This window comes from Camelimonas fluminis, from assembly GCF_014656355.1.
Lineage (GTDB): Bacteria > Pseudomonadota > Alphaproteobacteria > Rhizobiales > Beijerinckiaceae > Camelimonas > Camelimonas fluminis.
In genome coordinates, this window is the sequence record NZ_BNCG01000033.1 from 1 (window position 1) to 24003 (window position 24003).

Here is a 24003-nt window from a genome sequence, read left to right on the forward strand (position 1 = left end):
CGGCGCGCCGCGCCTGTTGCTCAGGCCGCAAAAGCCGTTCGGAACCATCCGTGTCGACGCGCTCACCACCCTGTGCAACGTGCCGCCAGCGATCTGGGGGCACGCGGTGGGCGAGGACGCGGTGATGGAACTGGAGTTCGCCGCCTGGCGCGCCAGGGCGACGGCGGACGGCCAGGACGCGGCCATCGACAAGGAGGCGTTGACCCGGCGCATCGCCTGGCTGTGCCGCGTCAGCATCGAAACCGTGCGGCTGCTCGGGACATGACCTTGCGTTGGTGCGGGCTACCGGCGCGATTGTCCGGCGGAGCCGCCTGACCGGCGCATGGTCCAAAAGGCGGTTGATGTGGAACCGCCCTGGTCGCAACGCAAGACGGCGCCCGGTTCGCGAAAATGTTGCGGTGGCGATTGGCGTTGACGGCGGTTGCCCCCATATTGGGGACCATGCCGAAGAAGCCCCAAAATCCGGACGCCGCGACCGATCCCGCCGCTGCGCAGCGCAAGCGGCCCGCGAAGATTGCGACTCCGCGGTCGCGCGCCGCCCGTCCCGAGCTGGTTCCCCTCGACGCCCATCTGGCGGAACTGCTCAATCCGGCGCTGAACAAGGGCCGCGCCGGGCCGGGCGCCGCCGCCAGCGACCGCGCTGATTTGCAGGCGAAGAACCGCGCCAGGGCGAAGCCGCCCGCCCCCGGGGGCTTCGGCGAAGCGCCCCAGGCAGGCTACGACGCCATGTCCGGCGCCAGCCCCCTGCCGGATGGCGCCCCCGATTCCGGCAAGACCGGCAAACGCGCCCGCAAATGGGGCGAGGCTGACGGCGCGCTGACCCGCGACGACCTGCTGAAGGCGGCCCCGAGGCGCGTGCGCGAAGGCAATGTCGCCGCGATGCCGGACGACGACGATCCGGCGGCGACGCCCGGCGCCCAGGCGACGCGCACCGCCCTGGAGCAATTGCTGTCGAGCGGCGATCCGCGCCTTGATGCAAAGCCCTGGACGCCGCACCGCCCGCCCCGTCCCGAAAAATCCGAAGGCGGCGTGTCGTTCGAACTGGCCTCGGATTTCGCCCCGGCCGGCGACCAGCCACAGGCCATCGCCGCCCTTACCGCTGGCGTCAGCGCCCATGAGCGCGACCAGGTGCTGCTCGGCGTCACCGGCTCCGGCAAGACGTTCACCATGGCGCAGGTGATCCAGCAGACCCAGCGCCCGGCATTGATCCTGGCGCACAACAAGACGCTGGCGGCGCAGCTTTACGGCGAGTTCAGGTCATTTTTCCCCGAGAACGCAGTCGAATATTTCGTATCATATTACGATTACTATCAGCCAGAAGCTTACGTTCCACGTTCCGACACCTATATTGAGAAAGAAAGCTCGGTCAACGAGCAGATCGACCGGATGCGCCATGCCGCCACCCGGTCGCTGCTGGAGCGCGACGACGTCATTATCGTCGCCTCGGTGTCCTGCATCTATGGTATCGGTTCGGTCGAGACCTACACCGCCATGACCTTCTCGCTGAAGGTGGGCGAGCGCATCGAGCAGCGGCAATTGCTGGCCGACCTCGTGGCCTTGCAATACAAGCGCATCCAGGCCGATTTCGCCCGCGGCACCTTCCGGGTGCGCGGCGACGTGGTGGAGCTGTTTCCGGCCCACATGGAGGATCGCGCCTGGCGCATCAGCCTGTTCGGCGACGAGATCGACAGCATCGCCGAGTTCGATCCCCTCACCGGCCACAAGACGGCGGATCTGTCTTTCGTCAAGGTCTACGCCAATTCGCACTATGTCACGCCGAAGCCAACGCTGGGTCAGGCGATCAAAAGCATCAAGGAGGAGATGAAGCAGCGGCTTGACCAGCTCAATCGCGCCGGCCGCTATCTGGAGGCGCAGCGACTGGAGCAGCGCACCACCTTCGACATGGAAATGATGGAGGCGACCGGCTCCTGCGCCGGCATCGAGAACTATTCGCGCTATCTCACCGGCCGCCGCCCCGGCGAGCCGCCGCCGACGCTGTTTGAGTATCTGCCCGACAACGCCCTGGTGTTTGTTGACGAGAGCCACGTCACCGTGCCGCAGATTGGCGCCATGTACCGCGGCGACTTCCGCCGCAAGGCGACGCTGGCCGAATACGGCTTCCGCCTGCCCTCCTGCCTCGACAACCGGCCGCTGCGCTTCGAGGAATGGGAGGCGATGCGGCCGCAGACCGTGCACGTCTCGGCCACCCCCGGCGCCTGGGAGATGGAGCAGACCGGCGGCGTGTTCGTCGAGCAGGTGATCCGCCCCACGGGCCTGGTCGATCCGCCGGTGGAGGTGCGCCCGGCGCGCGCCCAGGTTGACGACGTGCTCGGCGAAATCCGCGCCACGGCGGCCCAGGGCTACCGCTCGCTGCTGACCGTGCTGACCAAGCGCATGGCCGAGGACCTGACCGAATACCTGCATGAGAATGGCGTGCGGGTGCGTTACATGCACTCGGACATCGACACCCTGGAGCGCATCGAGATCATCCGGGACCTGCGCCTCGGCGCCTTCGACGTGCTGGTGGGCATCAACCTGCTGCGCGAAGGCCTCGACATTCCCGAATGCGGCCTGGTGGCGATCCTCGACGCCGACAAGGAAGGCTTCCTGCGATCGGAAACCTCGCTGATCCAGACCATCGGCCGCGCCGCCCGCAACGTCGACGGGCGGGTGATCCTCTATGCTGACCAGGTCACCGGTTCGATGGAGCGGGCGCTGGACGAGACCCGCCGGCGCCGCGACAAGCAGATAGCCTGGAACGAGGCCAACGGCATCACGCCGCAAAGCGTGCGCAAGAACATCGCCGACATTCTGGACAGCGTCTACGAACGCGACCGGGTCACGGTCGACGCCGGCCTCACCGGCGAAGCGGCGCCCGTCGGCCACAACATGCAGGCAGTGATCGCCGACCTCGAAAAGCGCATGCGCGCCGCCGCCGCCGATCTGGACTTCGAAACCGCCGCGCGGCTGCGCGATGAGATCAAGCGGTTGCAGGCAACCGAGCTCGCCATCGCTGATGACCCGCTGGCGCGGCAGGCCGCCGTGGAGGAGAAAGCCGGCGGCTATGCCGGAGAGCGGCGTTATGGCAGGGCGGCCAATGAACCCCCGAAGTCACGGGCGCGCAAGCCAACCCTGGATGAGATGGGGCCGCACAACCGCGAACTCCCCCTGGGTGCCGACAGCTATGTGGCGCCGCCGCGTCCCGATCCAGGAGGCCGGCAGCAGGGCCCGCGCGGCCGCAAACGCCGGTAAGCGGCAACAGGCGCAAAAAAATGCCCGGCCAGAGCCGGGCATCAAGTTTACGGAGTGAGAGAGTATCTCGCAGGAGATCGTCAGAAGCGGTAGTTCACGCCCGCGCGGATGACATGGAAACTCGCGGAGTCACGGGCGCTTGTGTAGTATATATTCGCCTTGTCCCGAATATTTTCTCTAAACTGGTATGTCTTTGAACCGAGATCGACGTAAGCGTATTCACCCTTGAGCGTCACGTTGTCGGTGATCGCATACTCCAGACCGGCTCCCAGGGTCCATCCGGTCCGGGTTGACGAGCGCTTGCCGCCAATATTCCAGTCAGCCCTGCCAGCCCACCTCTCCGTATAGCGACCAGACGCCTCCACCCCGCCGAACGCCAGACCGCCAGACCGCCGGTGGCGAAAATCAGCAGGCGATCGTTGACCAACGCGCCAATACGCGGCCTGACCGTACCAAACCAGTTGACGGAACTCCTGGCCACGATCGTCTGGCTGTCGCCTGCAACCGCCCCACGGTTGGTTCCCGAGCGTTCCGAAGACAGATCCGCATAGTTGATGTCAACCTCAAGGCCGATCACCATGGCGTCGATCTGGTAGTTGTAACCAATCTGGCCACCGCCCACGAATGAGCCGCTGCGCTTGTTGTTCCACTGCGTGAACGTGCGATCGTCGGATGACCAAGCGGCGTAACCCGGGCCCGCGTCATTGCGCAGGGCAACCTTGTCAATCTGGGAATCGCCAAAACCGTAACCGGCGTTCAGGCCCACATAGAAACCGGTCCATGTGAAAGCTGGAGCCACGACCACGGGCGCCACCGGCGCATACTTCCGGGATGGGAGATCCGCCGCAACGGCCCCGGTGGCCATGGATGATACGACAACGATGGCAAGGCCGAGCGACCTGTACATTAATATCCCCATTGGCTAGAGCATTTCCTGAAAAGTGACAGTCACTTTTCGTAAAGAAAACACCTGACGTTAAAGAGCTTAAGCGTGTCATGCGAACTGATTTCACCGACGCGCCCTGACGAATTTAGCCGATGACGGGACAATCTCATCATCACCCACTGATGTAAATCTTGTTTTCATTTCAAAAAATACTTGAATATACGATGTTGCAATGCCGCAACGCCCTGGAGCCCGGGATGCAACTGCCGGGTCACGGGGTGATTTCCGGGCCCGAAAGACAAAAAGCCCGGCCGAAGCCGGGCTTAAGTCAACGAACGGAGAGTGAGCGTCAGGCGCTGCTCAGAACCTGTAGTTCAGGCCCGCGCGAACAAAATGGAAGCCCAGATCGTCCCTGGCCGAGACATACCTGGGATCGTTGTGCTTCATGGAGGTTTTGTTGTTGGAGGCGCCGAGGTCGACGTAGCCGTATTCGCCCTTCAGGACAACGCTGTCAGTCAGTGCGTATTCAGCGCCAGCGCCGATGGTCCAGCCAGCGCGAATTTTGCTTTGCTTGCCGACGTAATTGCCATCGACCTGGCCGTTCAGGGTGTCGGTGAACTGCACGGTGTTCCGCACATTGCCATAGGCCAGGCCGGCTGTCGCGAACACCATCATGCGCCCGGTCGCCACGAGGCCGATGCGCGGACGCACCGTGCCGAACCAGTTCAACGTGCTTCCGGCCATGACGGAGTTACCCGAACGCCAGCCCGGCGCGGTTTCCTTCTCGGCGTTCACGCCCGAACGCTTCGCCGACAGGTTGGCGTAGCTGAAATCAGCTTCGACACCCAGAACAACCGAACCCATCTGGTAGTTGTAGCCAACCTGCGCGCCGCCGGTGAAACCGTCCGAACGCTTGTCAGCCCACTTGGCGAATTTTTCTTCCCTGCTGGCCCAGGCGTCAAAGCCGTCCCTGGCGTCGGCGCCAAACGTCACGTCCTTCAGCTTCGAGTCGCCGAAGCCGTAGCCGCCATTCACGCCCGCGTAGAAACCCGTCCATGTGAACACAGGGGCGATCATCGGGGCGACCGGGGCGACCTTGCGGGTGGGCAGATCGGCGGCGACGGCCGACGACACGGCAAGCGAGGCAGCGGCGACGGACGCCAGAAACAACTTCATAACCAGAACTCCATATGCACGTCATGTGCGGGAGCGCTGGATAGAAAAACGCATCGCCTCCGGATAATGCCAATTAGGGACTATATGGGAATACCAAAAGATATTCGACAATTTTACAACATTTACATAACAATATCTACGATTTCATATAAAAATATGCAAATCTCATAACAAATCAAAAATTCATTGCCGGCTATTCCCGCGTGAGGCGGACACCATGAAAAGCATCTGGACAAGCGGCTTCAACGTGGCGTCGCGCCGCCCCGGACGGACGGCGCGACGGGCGTCTCAGGAAATCTTCGCCGTCTTGTTCTGGAAGGCGGCGATGCGATCGGCCATGTCCGGGCCAACCCCGCGGCTGCGGGCGATTTCGTAGCTGAGGCCGGCGGCCAGCGGCAGGCCGTCGGTTTCCACCAGCAGCGCCTTGTTGGCGCGGTGGCTGTACCAGGAATTGGCAAGGATGGCCTTCGTCAGCGCCGCCAGCTCCGCTTCGAAATCGGCGTCCGCCACGCAGGTATTGGCGAGGCCCATGGCTTCAGCCTGACGGCCCGTATAGGTGCGGCAGGTGAACATCATCTCGCGCGCCTTGGGCAAACCGACGCGACGCGGCAGGCGCTGGCTCATGCCCCACACCGGCGACAGCGACCAGCGGGCGTGGGTGTCGGCGAATTTGGCGTTCTCCGAGCAGAAGACGATGTCGCCGGCCAGAGCCAGTTCGAGGGCTCCGGTGTAGCAATGGCCGTGCACGGCGGTGATGACCGGCTGCGGCAGATTGGCGAGCTTCTCGATGACGCTGGCCTGGAAATGTGGACGCGGCGGCTTTTCGCCGGCGGCGATGTCATTGAGATCATGACCGGCGGAGAAGCATTTGCCGCCGCCGCGCACCACGACGAGGCCGACGCTGTCGGTCTGGCCGGCGATGGCGTCCACATGCCTCTCCAGCTCGGCGAACAGCTCCACATTGAGCGAATTCAGCTTGTCCGGACGGTTGAGCGTCAGGATGGCGCAGCCGTCCCTGTCTTCCCTGAGCACCAGCGCGGTCATGGCGTTTCCCCTGTTATGCAAAAAACCGGCCATGTATGACCTGGCCGGCAAACTGGCGGCGCGGCCAGAGCGGAAGTCCGTTCGCATGGAACAGGCTCCCGCCCCAGCTTTCAGCAACTGGGCGCTCCCCGGCGCAAAGTGGCGTCCACTTTTTCCGGGAAGCGCGCCAGCCGCGCCGTCTACTGGTCCAATATCAGCGGACGAAGCCGGCGAGACGACCCTGAATGATCTTCTGGGCGTCGTCGACGATCCGCGAGATCAGTTCGGCGCAGCTCGGAATGTCGTGGATCAGGCCCTGGATCATGCCGGCGGTCCAGATGCCGTGATCCGGGTCGCCGTTCTCGTAGACGACCTTGCCGCGGGCGCCCGCCACCAGATGGCGGATGTCCTCGAACTGCACGCCCTCCTTCTCCTTGCCGACAACCTCAAGGCTGACGGCGTTGCGGGCGACGCGGGCGGTGTTGCGCATGGTGCGGAAGATCAGCTCGGTGGCGCGCTCGTCGTTGGCGACCAGTTGCTCCTTGATCTTCTGGTGGATCGGGGCTTCCTTCGTCGCCATGAAGCGGGTGCCCATGTTGATGCCCTCGGCGCCGAGCGCCAGGGCGGCGGCGAGACCGCGGCCATCGCCGAAGCCGCCCGAGGCGATCATCGGGATGGTGATCTTCTCGGCGGCGGCCGGGATCAGGATCAGGCCCGGAATGTCGTCTTCACCAGGGTGACCGGCGCACTCGAAGCCGTCGATGGAGATGGCGTCGGCGCCCATGCGCTGGGCCGACACGGCGTGACGGACCGCGGTGCACTTGTGGATGACCTTGACGCCGTGCTTCTTGAACTCGGCGATGTGCTCTTCCGGCTTGTAGCCGGCGGTCTCGACCGCCTTGACGCCGGATTCGATGATCGCGGCGCGGTACTCGGCGTAAGGCGGCGGGTTGATCGCCGGCAGGATGGTGAGGTTCACGCCGAACGGCTTGTCGGTCATCTCGCGGGTGCGCTTGATTTCCCTGGCCAGGTCTTCCGGCGTCGGCTGGGTCAGCGCGGTGATGAAGCCGAGGCCGCCGCCGTTGGCGACAGCCGACACGAGCTCGGCCTTGCCGACCCACTGCATGCCGCCCTGGGCAATCGGGTGCTCGACGCCGAACATCTCGGTGAAACGGGTTTTGATCATCTGAAATCCTCTGGAAAATCAATCGGCGGCGCCGCGAAAACATCAGGTCAAACAGGGGCGGCGTTCTGCCTCAGGCCTGTCTGACAACGCCGGCCGGCTCAGGGAGCCAGCCGGGCGTCCAGCGCCGGCGGCGTTACTTGCGCCCGCTGGTGGGGATGGCGTTGAACGCGACGTCCTTGTCGACGCGGACGTCGGCAGGCAGGTTGAGCACGCGCTCGGCGATGATGTTGCGCAGGATCTCGTCCGAACCACCCTCGATGCGGGTGGCCGGCGAGCGCAGCGCCATCGCCTGAAACTTGCCGCGCGCCTCAGCGTCCGCCGCATTGGTCAGGACGCCGGCCTCGCCCTGCAGGTCCATGGCGTATCTGGCGATGTCCTGCATCATGGCGCCGGCGACGAGCTTGCCGATGGAGTTCTCGGGACCGGGAGTCTCGCCCTTCGACAGCGCCGACAGGGCGCGGAAGGCAGTGAACTTGAGGCCCGAGGCTTTCACGGCCCAGTCCGCCAGCTTAGCGCGCACCGCCGGATTGTCGACGTCGCCGGTTGCCATGGCGAAGTCCAGCAGGTCCGGGAAACCGGTGGGCATGCCCGAGCCGATCGACAGACGCTCGTTCATCAGCGTGGTCAGCGAGACATTCCATCCGCCGCCGACCGGGCCGAGGCGCTGGTTGTCCGGAATGCGGACGTTCTCGAAGAACACTTCGTTGAACGACCGCTGGTCGTTCATCTGACGGATCGGCCGCACCTCAACGCCCGGCGACCGCATGTCCAGGAAGAACATGGTCAGGCCCTTGTGCTTGGGCACATTCGGATCGGTGCGGGTCAGCAACAGGCCCCACTGGGAGTGCTGGGCGCCGGAGGTCCAGATTTTCTGGCCGTTGATGATCCAGTCGCCAGAGCCATCCGTCGCCTTCTCGGCGCGGGTGCGCAGGCCGGCGAGGTCCGAGCCGGCGGCCGGTTCGGAGAACAGCTGGCACCAGATTTCCTCACCCGAGGCGAGGGTTGGCAGGCGCTCGCGCTTGGCTTCCTCGGAGCCCCAGGCCATCACGGTCGGGCCGCACATGCCGTGGCCGATGGTGAACAGGCCGGAGAGCTTGGCGTAGACGCCCTCCTCCTGGCCCCAGATCACCCGCTCGATCGGCGTGGCGCCGCGGCCGCCGTATTCCTTCGGCCAGTGCAGGCAGGCCCAGCCGGCCTCGGCCTTCTTCTTCTGCCAGGCCTTGCCGGCCTGCATCGGATCCTCGCTCTTGAGGTACAGGCCGCCGAAGCCGGACAGCTCCAGCTCTTCCTTCAGGTGCTTCGGCGCGTTGGCGGCGATCCAGGCGCGCGCTTCCTGGCGGAATGCGGCTTCTTCCGGAGTATCGTCAAAATTCATCGGTTCGTTTCCTCAGGACAGACGGTCGCCGCTGGCGCGCGGCCCATGCGGCGCTCCTGTCCGTGCAAATGGGAGGCGAAGCGGCCTGGGCCGCCTCGCGAAAGCAGCCGTCAGCGGCCTGGCGCCTGATTGAACGGCACGTTCTTGTCGACGCGCACGTCGCCTGGCAGCCCCAGCACGCGCTCGGCGATGATGTTGCGCAGGATTTCGTCCGTGCCGCCGGCAATGCGCATGCCGGGGGAGTTCAGCACCATGTTCTGGAACAGCGCCGCCGCTGGCGCATCCTCCTGCGAGGTCAGCACCCCGGCCTCGGCCTCAAGCTCCATGGCGTATTTGGCGATGTCCTGGGTCATGACGCCAGCCACCAGCTTGCCGATGGAGTTTTCCGGACCAGGCCGCTCGCCCTTCGACAGGCTGGAGATGGCGCGGAACGCCGTGTAGCGCAGGCCGCTGGATTTCACCGCCCAGTCGGCCAGCTTCGCGCGCACCGCGGCGTTGTCGATGGCCGGGCCGTCGGGGAGCTGGAAATCGGCCACGAAGCCGAAGATCTCCGGGAAGCCGGTGGCGAGGCGCGAGCCGATCGACATGCGCTCGTTCATCAGCGTGGTCAGCGCCACGTTCCAGCCGTCGTTGACCGCGCCGAGGCGGTGGCTGTCGTGGATGCGGACGTTCTCGAAGAACACTTCGTTAAAGCCGCGGCCACCGTTCATCTGGTGGATCGGCCGCACCTCGACGCCCGGAGCCTTCATGTCAACGATGAACATGGTGAGGCCGGCGTGCTTGGGCACGTTCGGGTCGGTGCGGGTGAGCAGAATGCCGTAGTCGGAATACTGCGCGCCGCTGGTCCAGATCTTCTGGCCGTTGATGACCCATTCGTCCGAACCGTCAGCCTTCTCCGCGCGGGTGCGGAGGGCGGCCACGTCGGAGCCACCAGCCGGCTCGGAGAACAGCTGGCACCAGATCTCCTCGCCCGAGGCCAGCTTCGGCAGATATTTCCGCTTCAGGTCCTCGGAGGCATAGGCCATCACCGTGGGGCCGCACATGCCCTGACCAATGGCGAAAGGCTGGGCCAGCTGGTTGTAGAGCCCCTCCTCCTGCTGCCAGACCACACGCTCGATCGGCGTGGCGCCGCGGCCGCCGTATTCCTTCGGCCAGTGGGGCACGGCCCAGCCGGCGTCGGCCTTCTTCTTCTGCCAGGCCTTGGATTCGGCCATGATGTCGCGACCTGGCAGACGCAGGCCGGCGAGGCCGGATTTCTTCAGGTCCTCGTCCAGATCGTGCGGCGCGTTGGCGCTGATCCACGCACGAACTTCAGCCCGGAATTTCGCCTCTTCTGGCGTATCGTCAAAGTTCATCGCCCTGTTCCTTCCTCAGGCAAGGGGACGGGCCGCACGGCTGGGCGCGCGGCCGGCGGAAACGTCAGGCCGCGTCGCGGGCGGAATTGCGGGCGCGCATGCGGGCGATCAGGCGGTTCTCCCACACGGAGAGGCTGCCGAGGTTGAGCGCCAGAAGGTTGGAGCGCTTGTAGTAGAGATGGCAGTCGAACTGCCAGGTGAAGCCCATGCCGCCGTGCACCTGGATGTTGTTGGTCGAGCAGTGCTGGAAGGCCTTGGTGGCGCTGACGCGGCACGAAGCGGCGGCCTCCGGCAGTTCCGCCGAGCCGGTGGACAGGGCGTAGGCCCCCCAATAGCAATTGGAGCGGGCCAGGGTCGCCGAGACATACATGTCGGCGAGAATGTGCTTGATGGCCTGGAACGAGCCGATCTGACGACCGAAAGCAATGCGCTCCAAGGCGTAGTCACGGGCCATTTCCAGGGCGCGATCGGAGCCGCCGACCTGCTCGAAGGCGGTGAGCACGGCGGCGCGGTCATACACAGCCGCGATGACGGCCTCGGCGTCGCCCGAGCCGAGCTGCTCGACCGGAGCGCCGTCAAAGACGATGCGGGCGTGCTTGCGGCTGGGGTCGATGGTGTCGACCACCGTGCGGGTGACGCCGGGGCCGGTCAGATCGACCAGATACAGGCCAAGACCCGAACCGCTCTGGGCCGCCACGACGGCGAAATCAGCGATGGAGCCGTCGGCGACAGGGATCTTCGTCCCGGAAAGCTTGCCGCCGGAGACGGTCGCCTTGATGCGCTCCGCCGTCACTTCGCCCGCGGTCTCGGCGTATGCGAAGGTTCCGATGACTTCGCCAGCGGCGATCTTCGGCAGGTAGTTCTTCTTCTGGGCGTCGTTGCCGGCGGCGAGCAGGAACTCAGCCGCGAGATAGACAGTGGAGGAGAACGGAACCGGAGCCACAGCGCGGCCGAGTTCCTCGGCGATCACGCACAGCTCCAGATAACCGAGGCCGGCGCCGCCGAACTCTTCGGGAATCGCCGCGCCGGTGAAGCCCATCTCCGCGAGGCCCTGCCACAGCTCCCTGTCGTAGCCTTCGTCGCCCTCAAGCACCCGGCGCACCACCGCCACGGAGCTCTGCTTCTCCAGGAACCGGCGCGCCGAATCGCGCAGCTGCTTCTGCTCGTCAGAGAAATCGAAGTTCATGTGTCCTCCCCGGAACGCCGTGCGTTCCCATGCGCCTGATTGCGACCGCCCGCCTGGGGCTGTTGCCGCCGCCATGGCCGGGGCAGAGGATGCTGACGCATCCGCGCCCTGCCAAGCCCAATTTATCGCGAGGCGGCGTCTCCGGGAGCCGGACCCGTTGGCATGGGACCGTTCCAGGAATGTCGCCGCGCTGTCCAGGCCCGACCAGAGCCCGCCTGGACCGGTCTGACGACGCCCTGGCGGATTTTGATCATGACGGCTTGCATGATGCTGTTGCACCACCTAACGATCGTTTGGTCAACAAAATAGAAGCGGGCGCCGCCTGACTCAAGTCCGCCCGATGGCGATCAATGGCGGCGGCCGCAGCGTCCTTCAGAAAGACCGTCAGGGAAAGGTTCAGGAAAACGCAATGGAATACCAGCATCTCCTCGTTGAGCAGGACGGCCCGGTGGCTCGCGTCACCATGAACCGGCCCGATCGCCTGAACGCGCTCAACCGCCAGCTTGTGGAAGAGCTGCGCCATTTCTTCACCGGTCTGTACTGGCGCGACGACGTGCGCGTGGTGGTGCTGACCGGAGCCGGCCGCGGCTTCTGCGCCGGCCTCGACCTGAAGGACCGCAGCGGCGAGAACGACCAGCCGACCACCTGGTCGTCGATGCGTTTCCAGCGTCGCATCGCCGAAATCGTCGTCGCCATGCGCCGCTGCCCGCAGCCGATTGTCTCGCTGGTCAATGGCGCTGCTTCCGGCGGCGGTTTCGCCCTGGCCCTGGCCTCGGACATCCGCATCGCCACGCCCAATCTGAAGATGAACGCCGCCTTCATCCGCATCGGCCTGTCGGCCTGTGACATCGGCGTCAGCTACTTCCTGCCGCGCCTCACCAACGCATCGATCGCCTCGCAATACATGCTGACCGGCCGGTTCATCGATGCGCCGAAGGCGCTGCAACTCGGCCTGGTGGCGGAAGTCGCCGACGAGGCCAATCTGCAGGCCGTCGGCCAGAGCTATGTGGACGACCTGCTGCACGCCACGCCGCTCGGCCTGCGCCTGACCAAGGAAGCGCTGAACCACGCCATCGACGCCGGCGGCCTTGAGGCGGTGATCGCCATGGAAGACCGCAACCAGATCCTGTCGTCGCGCTCCAACGATTTCAGGGAAGGCATCGCGGCGTTCCTCGAAAAGCGCAAGCCGTCGTACACGGACTCCTGATCCAGCGGGCGTTTACGCGCCTGCGCCAGACAAGAGAGCCTCCGGCCCGCACCGGAGGCTTTTCTTTGGCCGCGACGGCGGCGCGCCCGGGACGGTCCACTTTTTGCCGCCAAGAACAACGGCGGGCGGGTCTTTCGACCCACCCGCCGTTTATCCATGGTCCTGGAACTGCGCCTGGAGCGCTCAGTTGATCTGGCGCGTATAGCCTGCCCAGAACGGCTCGCGCAGGGTGCGCCGCAGGATCTTGCCCGAGGCGTTGCGCGGCAACAGGTCGATGAAGTCGATCGACTTCGGCGCCTTGAACGCGGCGATGCGAGTGCGAACGAAGCCGATCAGTTCCTCCTCCGTCACCTGCTTGTCCGGCCGCAGGGCGACGATGGCCTTCACCTCTTCGCCCCACTTCGGCGACGGGATGCCGATCACCGCCGCCTCGGCCACCGCCGGATGGCTGCACAGGGCGTTCTCGACCTCGGCGGGATAGATGTTCTCGCCGCCCGAGATGATCATGTCCTTCATCCGGTCGTGGACGTAGAGATAGCCGTCTTCGTCCATGTAGCCGGCGTCGCCGGACTTGAACCAGCCGTCGCCGGGCATGGCGGCGGCGGTCGCTTCCGGCAGATTGAAGTAGCCGACCATATTGGAGGGACCCTTGATGGCGATCTCGCCAATCTCGCCGGGAGGCAGCGGTTTGCCGTCGTCGTCCAGGATGGCGATCTCGACGCCAGGCAGCGCCTTGCCGGCGGAGCGCATGCGCGGCGTCTCCTCCATGGTGTGGTCTTCCGGGGGAAGCGCCACCACCGTGCCGGTGGTCTCGGTGAGGCCGTACATCTGCACGAAGCCGCACTTGAACACGTCCATGCACTCCATCAGCAGCGCATGCGGGATCGGGCTGGCGCCGTAGGAGATGCTGCTCAGGCGGGAATAGTCGATCTGGCGGGCGCGCGGCTGGCGCACGACGAACTGCAGCGCGGCCGGCACCATGAAGAACTTGTTGACGCCCTCATGCTCGATCATGTCGAGCACCTGCATCGGATCGAACTCGCGGGTAATGATCGCCTTCACGCCATAGTACAGCACCCAGATGCCGAAGCCGGTGCCGCCGATATGGCCGTTGGGCATGGCGACGAGGCCGACGTCGCCTTCATACCAGTGCAGCCACTCATCAGCCGCGGCGTCCTGAAGCCGGCGCATGACGAGAAAATTGTTGTGGGTCAGCATGGCGCCCTTCGGACGCCCGGTGGTGCCGGAGGTGTAGAGCTGCAGGAACGGCTCGTCGCCGCCACACTCCAGACGCGGATCAATATCCGGCTGGGCGTCGCGCCACTTCACGAAATCCGGCCACGCCGGCTCGCCGCCTTCCATGGCGACGACGCCTTGCAGACCAGGACATTCGGCGGCGACCTGGCGGCCGAGTTCGATGAACTCGGGGCCAATGAACAGCAGCTTCGCGCCAGAGTCCTGCACGATGTAGGACACTTCTGGCGGAGCAAGACGCCAGACCACCGGCACGATGATGACGCCAGCCTTGATGCAGCCGAAAATCAGCTCGAAGTAGGAATCGGTGTTCTTGCCGACATGGGCGACGCGATCACCCGGCTTCAGACCCGCCGCGATCAGGGCGTTGGCGATCTGGCTGGCGTGCCGGTTGAACTCCGCATGGGTGGTCAGGCGTCCCTCGAACGAGGTCGCGATCTGGTCGCCCTTGCTGGCGGCATGTGCGCGCGGCACGTCCGCGAGCGTTTTCAGATTGGCGTCGAGGCTCAACTGCATGGACGTGTGTCCCCCTGGGTCGCCGGCTGCGCATCGCCTTGCCGGTCTGCCTTTTTGTCAGCGACGCCAGGGCAAAACCCTCGCGTCCTTGAGCAAACCCTAACAGCCGGCGGGCGACGATTGTCAAGCACGCCGGCTACCTGGAACAACAGGCTGGGGACGGCTGCGAAACCGCTGTTTTCCTTGCGGGCGGGGGGGCTGGCGCGGCGTTGTGCGCGCCAGACGCTGTCACCGTGACGGAACGGACAGGTTGCGCTTCAGGGACGGCGCCGGCTCCTGCACCGGCGGCGCGGTCAGCTCGCCCTGCTTGGGCGTGATGCCGGCGTTGCGCTCGGCCGGCGGCGGCGGCACGTACTCCCGCGGCAGGACGCCCGTGGGCCGGACCTTGCCATTGCAAGCCGCAAGGGTGAGCGCTGACGCCGCCGCGAGGGCGATCAGCGCTGCAGTCCGGAAAACCCGCGTTTGGGAAACACCTGTCATTGTGCTGTCCTGTTCTGGCCAGCGCGCGGTCGCCCGACGCCCGGCGATGTGGGAGCATGATCTGCTGAAGGCGACCATCGCCTTCAGCAGATCATGCCCGGAAGCAGACAGAGCCAATGGCGCCCGGTCCGGCGCACCGCTCCCGCCGCCATCATGCGGCGCCGCGCGCCTGCTGGCACGACGGTTGCAACACAAAATACGTCATGTGCGCATCATGTCACAATCTGCGCCATCACGTCCCCCAGGGCCAGGACGGGCCTGCGGGACCGCGCCCCTTCCCTACAGCGGCGAGACGGCGCCTTTCGCCCGCTCCAGTGCCCCTGGAGCCAGCTCGACATACAGGATGCGCGCCGGATCGACTGGGCCTGGCAACACCAGCGAGCCAGGCGCGGCGACCTGGAAGCCAAAGCGGCTGTAATAGGGCGGATCGCCCACCAGCATCACCAGCTCCTCGCCAGCGGCGCGGCAGGCGTCGAGGGATTCCCGGATCAGCGCGCCAGCAATGCCCCGACCCTCGAACGCCGGCTCAACGGCCAGCGGGCCAAGCATCACGGCGTTGATGGCGCCTGAGCGCACCGCCGACAGGCGCACCGAACCCACCAGCAACGTGCCCACCAGGGTGGTGAACGACAGATCCGGCCGGTGCGGCCGTCCCTCACGCAGGCGATAGGCGGTGCGGGCGTAACGGCCTGGGCCAAAGGCGCGATCGTGCAGGCGCTCGATCTGCGCGGCGTCATCTGGACTTTCGGGACGCGTCGTCAGTTCAAGCTCGGCCATAGGCGACTCCGGAAAAGCGGCGCCGCGTCCGGCGCCCGCTACCCGCGCCTTATCATCGCCTCGCGCCGCCGTCCATGACAGTGCGCAGCCTCAGGCGTCTGCAACGCCTCACCAGAACGGCGAGACCGGGGCGCCGTTCAGGATTTCGGCAAGGCGCGCCCGGGTGGCGGCGGTCGCGTCCTCCGGCAAGGCGTCAGGCGCGAAATAGCCGGTTGCGGCGATCTCGCGGTCAGGAGCGCGCGGCGCGGTCTGCCGGTGGCGGTGCGCCACATACAGCGCCACATGATCGCGACGCGAGGCGCGCCGGTTAAAATACAGGCCGTGCAGGCGCGGCGGCTCCTCCAGAACGATATGCCCCTCCTCCTCCAGCTCACGGCGCAGGGAGGTCAGGGCGTCTTCGCCAACCTCGACGCCGCCGCCGGGCAGATACCAGCCTGGGACATAGGTGTGGCGCACCAGGAAAACCCGTCCGTCCGCATCGAAAACCGCGGCCCGCACGCCCATGGTCATGCCCCGCGCGAAACGGAAATACTGGTGCAGCGCGCCCTGCATCAGCCTGTTGGTGAAGGTGCTGGTCATGATCTGCATCCGGTCATTGGTCGCTGCATAATCTCCTTTGGCGCCTTTCACCCTGTTTCACGTGTGCAGTTGCTCTGGTTCAATCCACGCCCGCCCGAAAAACGCGCGGCGGATCACGTTACGTGAAGCACAGGCGCGCGCCCAGCATGTGGAGAGGCGGCGATCGCAATTCCGGCTCTCACGCCCTGGCCTTACCCATCGTGACGCCGCCGGCCAACCCCGGCGTGGCTGGCGCGGGGCGATATCCGCTGAACGCTATTGCTCGCGCGGGCGTGATCCGGTCAGATGATGCAACGCCAGGATGCGAAGACGCCGACGCATCCCGGCATGCGCCGGCCCGCGCGGCCGTGGCCGCGATCGCGCCGTCGCAATCTGGCCGCAGCTTTCCCATCACGGCGCACGCCGCTTTTTCAGGACCAGACCGCTTCACATGCTGATAGCCCATTTGTCCGACGCGCACATTGGCCCTCTGCCAGCCCCCCGGCTGCGCGAACTCGCCGGGAAGCGCATCACAGGCTGGATGAACTGGCGCCGCGGCCGGGCGCTGGCCCATGACATGGACGCCCTCGCGCGCATCCGCGCCGACATTCACGCGCACGCGCCGGATCACATCGCCCTGACCGGAGACGTGGTCAATATCGGGCTGACGGCGGAGTTTCCCGCCGCGCGCGCCTTTGTCGAAACGCTCGGGCCGCCAGAACGGGTCAGCTTCACGCCGGGCAATCACGACGCCTATGTGCGCAGCGCCCTGGGGCCCCTACGTCAGTATCTTGGGCCCTGGATGGCCAGCGATGCGGGTGAGCCGCCGGGCCCGGTCGACGGCTTCCCGTTTTTGCGCCGTCGCGACGGCGTGGCGTTTGTCGGCCTCTGCTCCGGCGTGCCGACCTTGCCTTTCCTCGCCAGCGGACGCGTGGGCGCGCGACAGCTGGCGGCTGCGGAAGCCATGCTGGCGCAATTGCGGGCGGAGCGGCTCTGCCGGATTTTGCTCATTCACCATCCGCCGCATGTGGGGGGGGCGGGCCCGGGCCGCGGCCTCACCGACGCGGAGGCCTTCGAACGCATGATCGGCCGCGTCGGCGCCGAGCTGGTGCTGCATGGCCACAACCATGTCATCTCGCTGGCGCGGATCACCGGCCCGGACGGCGCGGTCCCGATCCTCGGCGCGCCATCGGCCTCCGCCATGGCGGGCATGCACAATCATCTGGCCGGCTATCACCTGATCCGCATCACGCCCGATGGCGTGCGCTCACAACTGACGGCGGCAACGCGGGGCTTCAGGGACAGGCGGCAGGATGCGGTCGGGGAACTGCCGCCGGTCGCCGACGGCGGGCGGCTCGACGCCCGGTCCTGAGCGGCCGGCGCCGGCCAATGGGCGGGCGTTCAGACGCGCGCCCGGCGACGCAACCAGCGGAGCACGGGAGCTTCAACCAGACGGTACAGCAACCAGCCGCCGATCGATGAGGCGATCACCCCCGCGAGGGCAAACAGGGTGGACGTCATCCACGTCCCAAACCCCAGCATGACGAAGACCTGGCGCATGGCCCGGATAATGAAGGGGTGCAGCAGATAGAGGGCGTAAGACGCGTCGCCCAGTTCAGCGAAAACCCGCACGACGCTGGCGAAGGGCCGGCGCAGGAAGTCGACCCGGCCCACGACGCGGACCGACAGTTTCTGGGTTTCGCCGAACGCCGCCATCGCCACCAGCAGCGTCGCCGGCAGACCATATCCGGCGATGGCGCCCAGGGTTGGCCAGTCGCTCAGCGGCGGGCGCGTCGGCAGATCCATCGTCAGCAACGCCACGGCGATGAGTGCGCCAGGCCACGCCAGCAGCGGAGAAATGGCGACGCCACGGCCGTACAGCAGGCCGAGGAACAGACCAAAAATGAAATCCAGCACCAGCGGCCGCGTCCAGAACTGGAACGGCTCCGGCAAAGGGCCCGCCAGGGCGCCGATCAGCACGCCCAGCCCCAGCACGAGCGCGACGCCTGTCACCGCCAGGCGGCGCGGCAGCAACACGGCCCCGGCGCACAGCGTGTAGAACATCATTTCGTAATTGAGCGTCCAGCCGAGCGAATACACCGGCAGGGTCAGCCCGTCGGCCCGCGGCCACGGATAAAACAGGTATGACGCCAGGATCTGCCGCCAGTCCGGAACGCCGCTGTTGAGCACCCCAGGCGCCATCAGGACGACCAGCAGGAACAGCGAGGTCATCGCCCAGTAAAGCGGCAACACGCGAATGAGCCGGCGCATGACGAACAGGTGGAAACCGCCTGGCGCGCCGAACAGCTTGCGGGAGCTGAGAACGATGATGAAGCCGGAAATGACGAAGAAGACGTCGACGCCCGCCATCCACGGAAAGACTTCCGGGGGACGCGGCTGGCCGGGGTACAGCCAGTTCAGCGCCTCGCTGTGGCAATGATAAATGACAACGGCGATGGCGGCGAAGGCGCGCAGCGCTTGCAACAGCGCCAGCGTGCGGCCATCAGCTTTGGGATGGGTCGCAGGAACAGCCGCCCCCGGATCATGCGCGCCCACGCCCTGAACGGATGTGGACGTATCAGGACTGGCGGACGACGATGGCTGCATGAGCTTCCGGTTTTTGATGCGGCGACGGCCGCATGGATGGACGAGACAGCCTCAGAAAACAAGCCTGGCGCCGCCTCCGCATACCCCCTGGTCGCACAAGCCGCTTGCCGGAACCGCCACAATCATTGATGACGGAGCCAGCTCCGGAAAAGGGGGCGGTCCGCCCGGGCCGTCGCCCGGCTCCGCCAGTTTGCAACAGGGCGCGCGCTGCATCTGAAACTGCGCCGCCCCTGCAGAATGCACGCCTGACCTCGCAACCTCCCGCTGCATGAGCCGGATGACGCGACGGGCTGCCAGGAAACAACCGGACGGCCAGGCCGTCAGACCAGGGAACGACTGAGGGTATGAGCGACAACATTCCAGATGGTTTCCGGATGCTGCGGGACGTGGGCGGCCAGTTCATCAATGTGAACGGCCCGCTTTATTTCAGGAAAACCGACAGCGGCCTGCTTCTTGGCCTCAGGATCGAGGAGCGCCACTGCAATCCCATGGGCATATGCCATGGCGGAATGTTGATGACGTTCTGCGACATGGTGATGCCGATGGCGGCCAACTACGCCCACAAGCTGGCCCAGTTCCTGCCCACCATCTCCATGACCACGGATTTTGTTGGACCTGCGAAGCTCGGCGCATGGCTTGAAGGGCGCACCGACGTGCTCAAGGTGACGCGCAACTTGGTGTTCACCCAGGCGATCATCACGGCGGATGGCGAACCGGCGGTGCGCGCCAGCGGCACGTTCAAGCGCGGCGCAACCCAGGCTGATCTGGCGAAACGCCAGCAGGGCTGAGCCAGCGCCGGAGGCGGCGCTTCCGGAATTCCGGGCGCAAGGCGCGGACAAAGCCAAAAACGGGCGGATACAAAAAAGCCGGGGTTTTCGCCCCGGCTTTCTGTTTTCGCCAGCCCGCCGGCGACAGGGTCAGTTGACGTCCTGAATCGCCGAGAGCGTCCAGGGGCCGCGATTGTCGCGACGGAAGGTCCATACCTCGGTGACCTCGGTCGGGCGCGACGGGTCGCCGTCGACCACACGGCCGCTGGCGCGCTCACGCGTGACGTCAATCATGGAGTAGCGCATCGCCACGGTCGCGTAGTCCGTCGCGCCCTCGCGCCAGGCCTCAGCCAGATCGCCCTGAACCAGCTTGACGTCGCTGGCCGTATTGACGACGCCGCGACGCTCGTTCTCAGCCAGTTCCTCTTCCAGATAGGCCGCCGCTTCCGGCGTGCAGATCCGGCGCAGGGCTCCAACGTCGCCACGTCCGTAAGCGGTCTGCATCTCGGCGAGCAAACGCTCGAAGTTTTCATAATCCTGCTGGCCAAGCCCAACGCCGTCACTGCCAGCGGCGGCCGTCGCCGGGGCATACTGCGGCTGGCGCGAAGCAGCTGAGCCGCCGCCCATGGCGCCCATGGCTCCGCCAGCGCCGCCGAACCCGGAGGCGCCCAGACCCGGACGCGGACCTGACTGGGAGGGAGCGGCCGTATAGTTGCTGGCGCCCGGCTGGGGCCCGGCGGTCGCCGCCTGGCGGCTGCGGAAGTAGCGCACGGCCAGCCAGACGAGGCCGCCGACCAGCGCGACCTGCAGCAGCAGGCCCATGAAGCCGGCAAGGCCAGCCATGCCGCTGAAGAAGCCGCCGCCCATCAGCATGCCGATCAGGCCAGCGCCCAGCAGGCCGCCCATCAGGCCAGCGCCAAAGCCGCCGAAGCGACGCGGTTGCGCCGCCTGGGAAGCCATGCCGGCCGCGCCGGACTGCATGCCGGGCTGCGTTTGCGTGCGTTGCATTGGCGCGGCGGTGGATGGCGCGGTCTGCGTCGACGGCGGCGCCGACCACGTCTTGGAGCCGCGACTGCCAAAACCGCCGCCGCCACCTTTGCGCGCATCGGCGGCGCCGATCGTCATGCCAAAAGCAACCACCAGCGCCAGAGCTGCAAGGCCTGAGCGGCGCAACGCCTGATTCATCCGAAGGTACCCCCCTGAAATAAAATGCATGGCTGCCATGTGGGTATGACATTGCCGAATTAAAAGCGTTCCAGAGTCATTTTCCGAGTCTTTTTGCCCAACAAACTGACGGAATTCGCACCGTCCGCCATGAACAGGCGGGCAGATCGTCATGCGTGCATGTGACAGCGCCGGCAGGCCATCGCGCCGGAGGCTAAACCGGCAAGCAGCGGCGCACCGCGAACCGGAGCCCCGCCCGGACGCAGCCGCATTTGCTCTGGTTGCAGAACGGCGGCAACGCACACGACGCATCACCGCGCCGGAGTGCGCGGGGCCTGACAGTGACGCGCCTCTCCCCACCCCGCCCATTTCATCCACAGGCCGGCGCACGCGATCTGAATTTTGGTTTTGTAGATATTTATCAGTCTCATGAAAGACGGGCGTCCGGCCAGCGGGCGCCTTGCGGGTTCCATTCCGCCGGGCGCCGTCGCCGAGTTACCCACCGCCCGCGACGGCAAAATGACGTTTCTGGGCGAGGACGCTTGCCAAGCCGAAAATGTCAGGCTACATCAGCGCCATCAGACGCAAGCGCTTCACACGAAGTCGCCGCAGCGTTGGCGCCCGTAGCTCAGCTGGATAGAGCACCAGACTACGAATCTGGGGGTCAGAGGTTCGAATCCTTTCGGGCGCGCCATTTACTTCACGACAATCTGGCATAAAAGCCGCGCGGGGCGACAGGTTGCCCATGGCGAGGTGCGTTGAGATGGGTTGCCCGCGCCTCTTCTGGCGCGGTTTTGCTGTTGCCGCCCGCCCGGCGGCCGCACGGCCATTGATTGCCAGATGCGGCAAATGGCGCCAGAACCTCCCCGATAACAGTCTGAATAACAGTTCACGGGAAGGTCTTCGCCATGACAGGCGCCAACGGCACTCAGTCCGCATCCACGAGAAACCTTGGCGAGCCCCTGCCATTGCCGCGCGGCAAGGCCATGAAGAACCGCTTCATGCTGGCCCCGCTGACCAACATGCAGAGCAACCCGGACGGCACCCTGCATGAAGATGAATACAAATGGCTGGTGCGCCGCGCCGAAGGCGGCTTTGGCCTGACCATGACCTGCGCCGCCCATGTGCAGCGCACCGGTCAGGGCTTCAACGGCCAGTTGGGCGTCTGGAGCGATGACCAGCTTCCTGGCCTCACCCGCCTGGCCGGGGGCATCCGCGCCGCGGGCAGCCTTTCCTCCGTGCAGTTGCAACATTCCGGCCAGCGCTCATCGCGCGAGTTGACCGGCGTCGCCCCTGTCGCCCCCGTCGCCATGGCCGAGACCGGCGCACGCGCCCTCACCACCGACGAAGTCAAGCAATTGCGCGATGATTTCATCGCCGCGGCGGTGCGTTCCGAAAAGGCCGGCTTCGACGGCGTCGAACTGCACGGCGCCCATGGCTATCTGCTGTGCCACTTCCTTGACGCCGGCAACACCCGGGACGACGCCTATGGCGGCTCGCTGGAAAACCGTGCGCGGCTGCTCAATGAGATCATCGACGGCGTGCGCGCCGAAACCCGGGCCGACTTCCAGCTCGGCGTGCGCCTGTCGCCGGAACGCTATGGCGTCGTGCTGGACGAAGCCCGCGCGCTGGCGACGGAACTGATGACTTCGGGCAAGATCGATTATCTCGACATGTCGCTGTGGAGCGTCTTCAAACAGCCGGAAGACCCGGCGCACCACGGCAAGCGTCTGATCGACTGCTTCACCGACCTGCCGCGCGGGAATACGCCGCTGGGCGTCGCCGGCAAGATCATGGACGCGGCCACAGCCCAGGCCTGCCTCGACGCCGGTGCGGATTTCGTGCTGATCGGCCGCGGCGCCATCATTCACCACGACTTTCCCCGGCGCGCACTTGCCGATCCCGCCTTCTCGTCGCTGCCGCTGCCGGTCAGCCGCGACCATCTGGCGGCCGAGGCGCTGGGGCCAAAGTTCATCGACTACATGGCGACTGGCTGGAAGAACTTCGTCGCCGACGCCGCCTGAACCAGGCCGGGACAGCTTTTAACAACGGACAACGCCCTGGCCCGCGCCGGGGCGTTGCGCGTTTCAGGCCCCGGGATCAAACTTCGGCGGCAGGCGGAACAGGTCGGCGAAACGCATCGCCAGCGTGGGATCGCCACGCAAACTCAAGCTCCCGGCCTCCGCCAGCCCAGGCAGGGGCGCGCCGCCATAAACGAATGCGACAAGGGCCTCCGGCTCGCCGGTAAAGCAGATATCGGCCCCATCCGGATCGCCGCGTCCGACATGGAAGGCCTCCGCGCCCGCCTCGCCCAGCCAACCCTCTTCACCCATACGAAAGCCGACCGTAAACGGCGCGTCCCCCACGGCCCCGCGCCGGAACATGGTGCGAAACGACAACAGCGTCGACACGGCGCTGATCGGCAAAGTGGGATCATGCGCCGGCGAACGCGCCGCCCAGCGCCCCAGCGCCTCGATCACCGGGCCGGCTTCATAGCCCCATTCCGTCAACTCGTAGATCTGCACGCGCGCCGGCGGCGGCAACATGCGCCGCCGCAGCACGCCGTGCGCCTCGAGACTGGCGAGACGCTGGGTCAGCACATTGGCGCTGAGGCCTGGCAAGGCGGAGCGCAATGCGCTGAACCGGCGACCGCCCAGCATCAGTTCCCGCACCACCAGCAACGTCCAGCGCTCGCCCAGCAACTCCAGTGCATGCGCCAGGCCACAGGCGTCGTCATATACGCGCCGGGGCAGGCTCACGGAGTTGTCAGTTATTTTTTCTAACTTCATGGTTGTTATTTATAACATATGCTGCAACATGGGGAAGTGAAAAAGGAGGATGCGTCATGAGCTACGTTGATGGATTCGTGATCGCCGTTCCCACGGCGCACAAGGAGAAATTTCGCCTGCACGCCGAAACGGCCGACGCCGCGTTTCTTGAGATGGGCGCGCTGCGCGTGCTCGAATGCTGGGGCGACGACGTGCCTGGGGGCGTGCAAACGGATTTCCACCGCGCCGTGCAGACCAGGGACGATGAAACGGTGGTGTTTTCCTGGATCGAATGGCCGGACAAGGCCACGCGCGACGCCGCCATGCAACGCATGGAAGAGCTGATGAAAACCGACGACCGCTTCAACCCGGAGAAGAACCCGATGCCGTTCGACGGCAAGCGGATGATCTAGAGCGTTTTTCGATCATTCCGGCTCATATCCGCATGAAACGAAGTAGTTCTCAC

Annotated in this window: 22 protein-coding genes and 1 tRNA gene; 8 read left to right on the forward strand and 15 right to left on the reverse strand. The window is 65.8% G+C overall.

Annotated features, from left to right (window positions below):
• Nucleotides 1-265, forward strand: a 265-nt coding sequence (locus tag IE243_RS19105) for a hypothetical protein (RefSeq protein ID WP_191320972.1), incomplete at its 5' end; no start/stop codon positions are given.
• Nucleotides 266-441: 176 nt separating this feature from the next.
• A complete protein-coding gene (gene uvrB / locus IE243_RS19110) occupies nucleotides 442-3252 on the forward strand; it encodes an excinuclease ABC subunit UvrB (protein WP_244643261.1) in 2811 nt (936 codons plus the stop codon).
• An 80-nt stretch (nucleotides 3253-3332) separates the two neighbouring features.
• Here the strand turns inward: uvrB and IE243_RS19115 are convergent, their stop codons facing one another.
• The 8 genes from IE243_RS19115 to IE243_RS19145 all read right to left on the reverse strand — a co-directional run bounded on the left by IE243_RS19115 (nucleotide 3333) and on the right by IE243_RS19145 (nucleotide 11439).
• A complete protein-coding gene (locus IE243_RS19115; RefSeq protein ID WP_373301724.1) occupies nucleotides 3333-3563 on the reverse strand; it encodes an outer membrane protein in 231 nt (76 codons plus the stop codon).
• A complete protein-coding gene (locus IE243_RS24000; RefSeq protein ID WP_373301725.1) occupies nucleotides 3485-4159 on the reverse strand; it encodes an outer membrane protein in 675 nt (224 codons plus the stop codon). The genes IE243_RS19115 and IE243_RS24000 overlap by 79 nt, the downstream gene beginning before the upstream one ends.
• Nucleotides 4160-4498: 339 nt before the next feature.
• Complete coding sequence (locus tag IE243_RS19120) at nucleotides 4499-5314, reverse strand: outer membrane protein (RefSeq protein WP_191320974.1); 816 nt, start codon at nucleotides 5312-5314, stop codon at nucleotides 4499-4501.
• A gap of 288 nt (nucleotides 5315-5602) precedes the next feature.
• Entirely contained in the window at nucleotides 5603-6358 is a 756-nt protein-coding gene (locus IE243_RS19125; protein WP_191320975.1) for an enoyl-CoA hydratase/isomerase family protein, read from the reverse strand.
• A 193-nt stretch (nucleotides 6359-6551) separates the two neighbouring features.
• Complete coding sequence (locus tag IE243_RS19130) at nucleotides 6552-7523, reverse strand: NAD(P)H-dependent flavin oxidoreductase (protein ID WP_191320976.1); 972 nt, start codon at nucleotides 7521-7523, stop codon at nucleotides 6552-6554.
• Between the two features lie 133 nt (nucleotides 7524-7656).
• A complete protein-coding gene (locus tag IE243_RS19135) occupies nucleotides 7657-8898 on the reverse strand; it encodes an acyl-CoA dehydrogenase family protein (protein ID WP_191320977.1) in 1242 nt (413 codons plus the stop codon).
• A gap of 110 nt (nucleotides 8899-9008) precedes the next feature.
• A complete protein-coding gene (locus IE243_RS19140) occupies nucleotides 9009-10253 on the reverse strand; it encodes an acyl-CoA dehydrogenase (protein WP_191320978.1) in 1245 nt (414 codons plus the stop codon).
• A 64-nt stretch (nucleotides 10254-10317) separates the two neighbouring features.
• Complete coding sequence (locus IE243_RS19145) at nucleotides 10318-11439, reverse strand: acyl-CoA dehydrogenase family protein (protein ID WP_191320979.1); 1122 nt, start codon at nucleotides 11437-11439, stop codon at nucleotides 10318-10320.
• Nucleotides 11440-11848: 409 nt separating this feature from the next.
• On the opposite strand from IE243_RS19145, the gene IE243_RS19150 reads away from it, so the two are divergent.
• The gene (locus tag IE243_RS19150) at nucleotides 11849-12646 is read left to right on the forward strand and encodes an enoyl-CoA hydratase/isomerase family protein (RefSeq protein ID WP_191320980.1); all 798 of its coding nucleotides are present in this window, start codon (nucleotides 11849-11851) and stop codon (nucleotides 12644-12646) included.
• 183 nt (nucleotides 12647-12829) lie between these two features.
• On the opposite strand, the gene IE243_RS19155 is transcribed toward IE243_RS19150, so the two are convergent.
• From IE243_RS19155 to IE243_RS19170, 4 genes are all read right to left on the reverse strand, one after another.
• Entirely contained in the window at nucleotides 12830-14416 is a 1587-nt protein-coding gene (locus IE243_RS19155; protein WP_191320981.1) for a fatty acid--CoA ligase, read from the reverse strand.
• 228 nt (nucleotides 14417-14644) lie between these two features.
• Nucleotides 14645-14896: a hypothetical protein gene (locus IE243_RS19160; RefSeq protein ID WP_191320982.1), complete on the reverse strand. Its 252-nt coding sequence runs from the start codon at nucleotides 14894-14896 to the stop codon at nucleotides 14645-14647.
• A gap of 279 nt (nucleotides 14897-15175) precedes the next feature.
• On the reverse strand, nucleotides 15176-15673 hold the full coding sequence (locus tag IE243_RS19165) for a GNAT family N-acetyltransferase (RefSeq protein ID WP_191320983.1): 498 nt from the start codon (nucleotides 15671-15673) through the stop codon (nucleotides 15176-15178).
• A 108-nt stretch (nucleotides 15674-15781) separates the two neighbouring features.
• Entirely contained in the window at nucleotides 15782-16252 is a 471-nt protein-coding gene (locus IE243_RS19170) for an NUDIX domain-containing protein (RefSeq protein WP_191320984.1), read from the reverse strand.
• A gap of 430 nt (nucleotides 16253-16682) precedes the next feature.
• Between IE243_RS19170 and IE243_RS19175 the strand changes: the two genes are divergently transcribed.
• Complete coding sequence (locus IE243_RS19175; protein ID WP_191320985.1) at nucleotides 16683-17603, forward strand: metallophosphoesterase family protein; 921 nt, start codon at nucleotides 16683-16685, stop codon at nucleotides 17601-17603.
• Nucleotides 17604-17632: 29 nt separating this feature from the next.
• Here IE243_RS19175 and IE243_RS19180 read toward each other — a convergent pair whose 3' ends face one another.
• A complete protein-coding gene (locus tag IE243_RS19180; protein WP_191320986.1) occupies nucleotides 17633-18838 on the reverse strand; it encodes an acyltransferase family protein in 1206 nt (401 codons plus the stop codon).
• A 344-nt stretch (nucleotides 18839-19182) separates the two neighbouring features.
• Between IE243_RS19180 and IE243_RS19185 the strand changes: the two genes are divergently transcribed.
• Entirely contained in the window at nucleotides 19183-19626 is a 444-nt protein-coding gene (locus IE243_RS19185; RefSeq protein WP_191320987.1) for a PaaI family thioesterase, read from the forward strand.
• Between the two features lie 129 nt (nucleotides 19627-19755).
• Here IE243_RS19185 and IE243_RS19190 read toward each other — a convergent pair whose 3' ends face one another.
• On the reverse strand, nucleotides 19756-20790 hold the full coding sequence (locus IE243_RS19190) for a Tim44 domain-containing protein (protein ID WP_191320988.1): 1035 nt from the start codon (nucleotides 20788-20790) through the stop codon (nucleotides 19756-19758).
• A gap of 596 nt (nucleotides 20791-21386) precedes the next feature.
• On the opposite strand from IE243_RS19190, the gene IE243_RS19195 reads away from it, so the two are divergent.
• Nucleotides 21387-21463 (forward strand) — tRNA-Arg (locus IE243_RS19195).
• A gap of 214 nt (nucleotides 21464-21677) precedes the next feature.
• Complete coding sequence (locus IE243_RS19200) at nucleotides 21678-22793, forward strand: NADH:flavin oxidoreductase (protein WP_191320989.1); 1116 nt, start codon at nucleotides 21678-21680, stop codon at nucleotides 22791-22793.
• A gap of 63 nt (nucleotides 22794-22856) precedes the next feature.
• Here the strand turns inward: IE243_RS19200 and IE243_RS19205 are convergent, their stop codons facing one another.
• Nucleotides 22857-23528, reverse strand: a complete 672-nt coding sequence (locus IE243_RS19205; protein ID WP_308432084.1) for a winged helix-turn-helix transcriptional regulator — start codon at nucleotides 23526-23528, stop codon at nucleotides 22857-22859.
• Nucleotides 23529-23614: 86 nt separating this feature from the next.
• Here IE243_RS19205 and IE243_RS19210 point away from each other — a divergent pair, with 86 nt between their 5' ends.
• Complete coding sequence (locus IE243_RS19210; RefSeq protein ID WP_191320991.1) at nucleotides 23615-23950, forward strand: DUF1428 domain-containing protein; 336 nt, start codon at nucleotides 23615-23617, stop codon at nucleotides 23948-23950.
• Nucleotides 23951-24003: the final 53 nt, after the last annotated feature.

Coding starts and splice junctions, on each gene's coding strand:
- uvrB (WP_244643261.1), top strand. CDS start 442: ATGCCGAAGAAGCCCCAAAATCCGGACGCCGCGACCGATCCCGCCGCT.
- IE243_RS24000 (WP_373301725.1), bottom strand. CDS start 4,159: ATGTACAGGTCGCTCGGCCTTGCCATCGTTGTCGTATCATCCATGGCC.
- IE243_RS19120 (WP_191320974.1), bottom strand. CDS start 5,314: ATGAAGTTGTTTCTGGCGTCCGTCGCCGCTGCCTCGCTTGCCGTGTCG.
- IE243_RS19125 (WP_191320975.1), bottom strand. CDS start 6,358: ATGACCGCGCTGGTGCTCAGGGAAGACAGGGACGGCTGCGCCATCCTG.
- IE243_RS19130 (WP_191320976.1), bottom strand. CDS start 7,523: ATGATCAAAACCCGTTTCACCGAGATGTTCGGCGTCGAGCACCCGATT.
- IE243_RS19135 (WP_191320977.1), bottom strand. CDS start 8,898: ATGAATTTTGACGATACTCCGGAAGAAGCCGCATTCCGCCAGGAAGCG.
- IE243_RS19140 (WP_191320978.1), bottom strand. CDS start 10,253: ATGAACTTTGACGATACGCCAGAAGAGGCGAAATTCCGGGCTGAAGTT.
- IE243_RS19145 (WP_191320979.1), bottom strand. CDS start 11,439: ATGAACTTCGATTTCTCTGACGAGCAGAAGCAGCTGCGCGATTCGGCG.
- IE243_RS19150 (WP_191320980.1), top strand. CDS start 11,849: ATGGAATACCAGCATCTCCTCGTTGAGCAGGACGGCCCGGTGGCTCGC.
- IE243_RS19155 (WP_191320981.1), bottom strand. CDS start 14,416: ATGCAGTTGAGCCTCGACGCCAATCTGAAAACGCTCGCGGACGTGCCG.
- IE243_RS19160 (WP_191320982.1), bottom strand. CDS start 14,896: ATGACAGGTGTTTCCCAAACGCGGGTTTTCCGGACTGCAGCGCTGATC.
- IE243_RS19165 (WP_191320983.1), bottom strand. CDS start 15,673: ATGGCCGAGCTTGAACTGACGACGCGTCCCGAAAGTCCAGATGACGCC.
- IE243_RS19170 (WP_191320984.1), bottom strand. CDS start 16,252: ATGACCAGCACCTTCACCAACAGGCTGATGCAGGGCGCGCTGCACCAG.
- IE243_RS19175 (WP_191320985.1), top strand. CDS start 16,683: ATGCTGATAGCCCATTTGTCCGACGCGCACATTGGCCCTCTGCCAGCC.
- IE243_RS19180 (WP_191320986.1), bottom strand. CDS start 18,838: ATGCAGCCATCGTCGTCCGCCAGTCCTGATACGTCCACATCCGTTCAG.
- IE243_RS19185 (WP_191320987.1), top strand. CDS start 19,183: ATGAGCGACAACATTCCAGATGGTTTCCGGATGCTGCGGGACGTGGGC.
- IE243_RS19190 (WP_191320988.1), bottom strand. CDS start 20,790: ATGAATCAGGCGTTGCGCCGCTCAGGCCTTGCAGCTCTGGCGCTGGTG.
- IE243_RS19200 (WP_191320989.1), top strand. CDS start 21,678: ATGACAGGCGCCAACGGCACTCAGTCCGCATCCACGAGAAACCTTGGC.
- IE243_RS19210 (WP_191320991.1), top strand. CDS start 23,615: ATGAGCTACGTTGATGGATTCGTGATCGCCGTTCCCACGGCGCACAAG.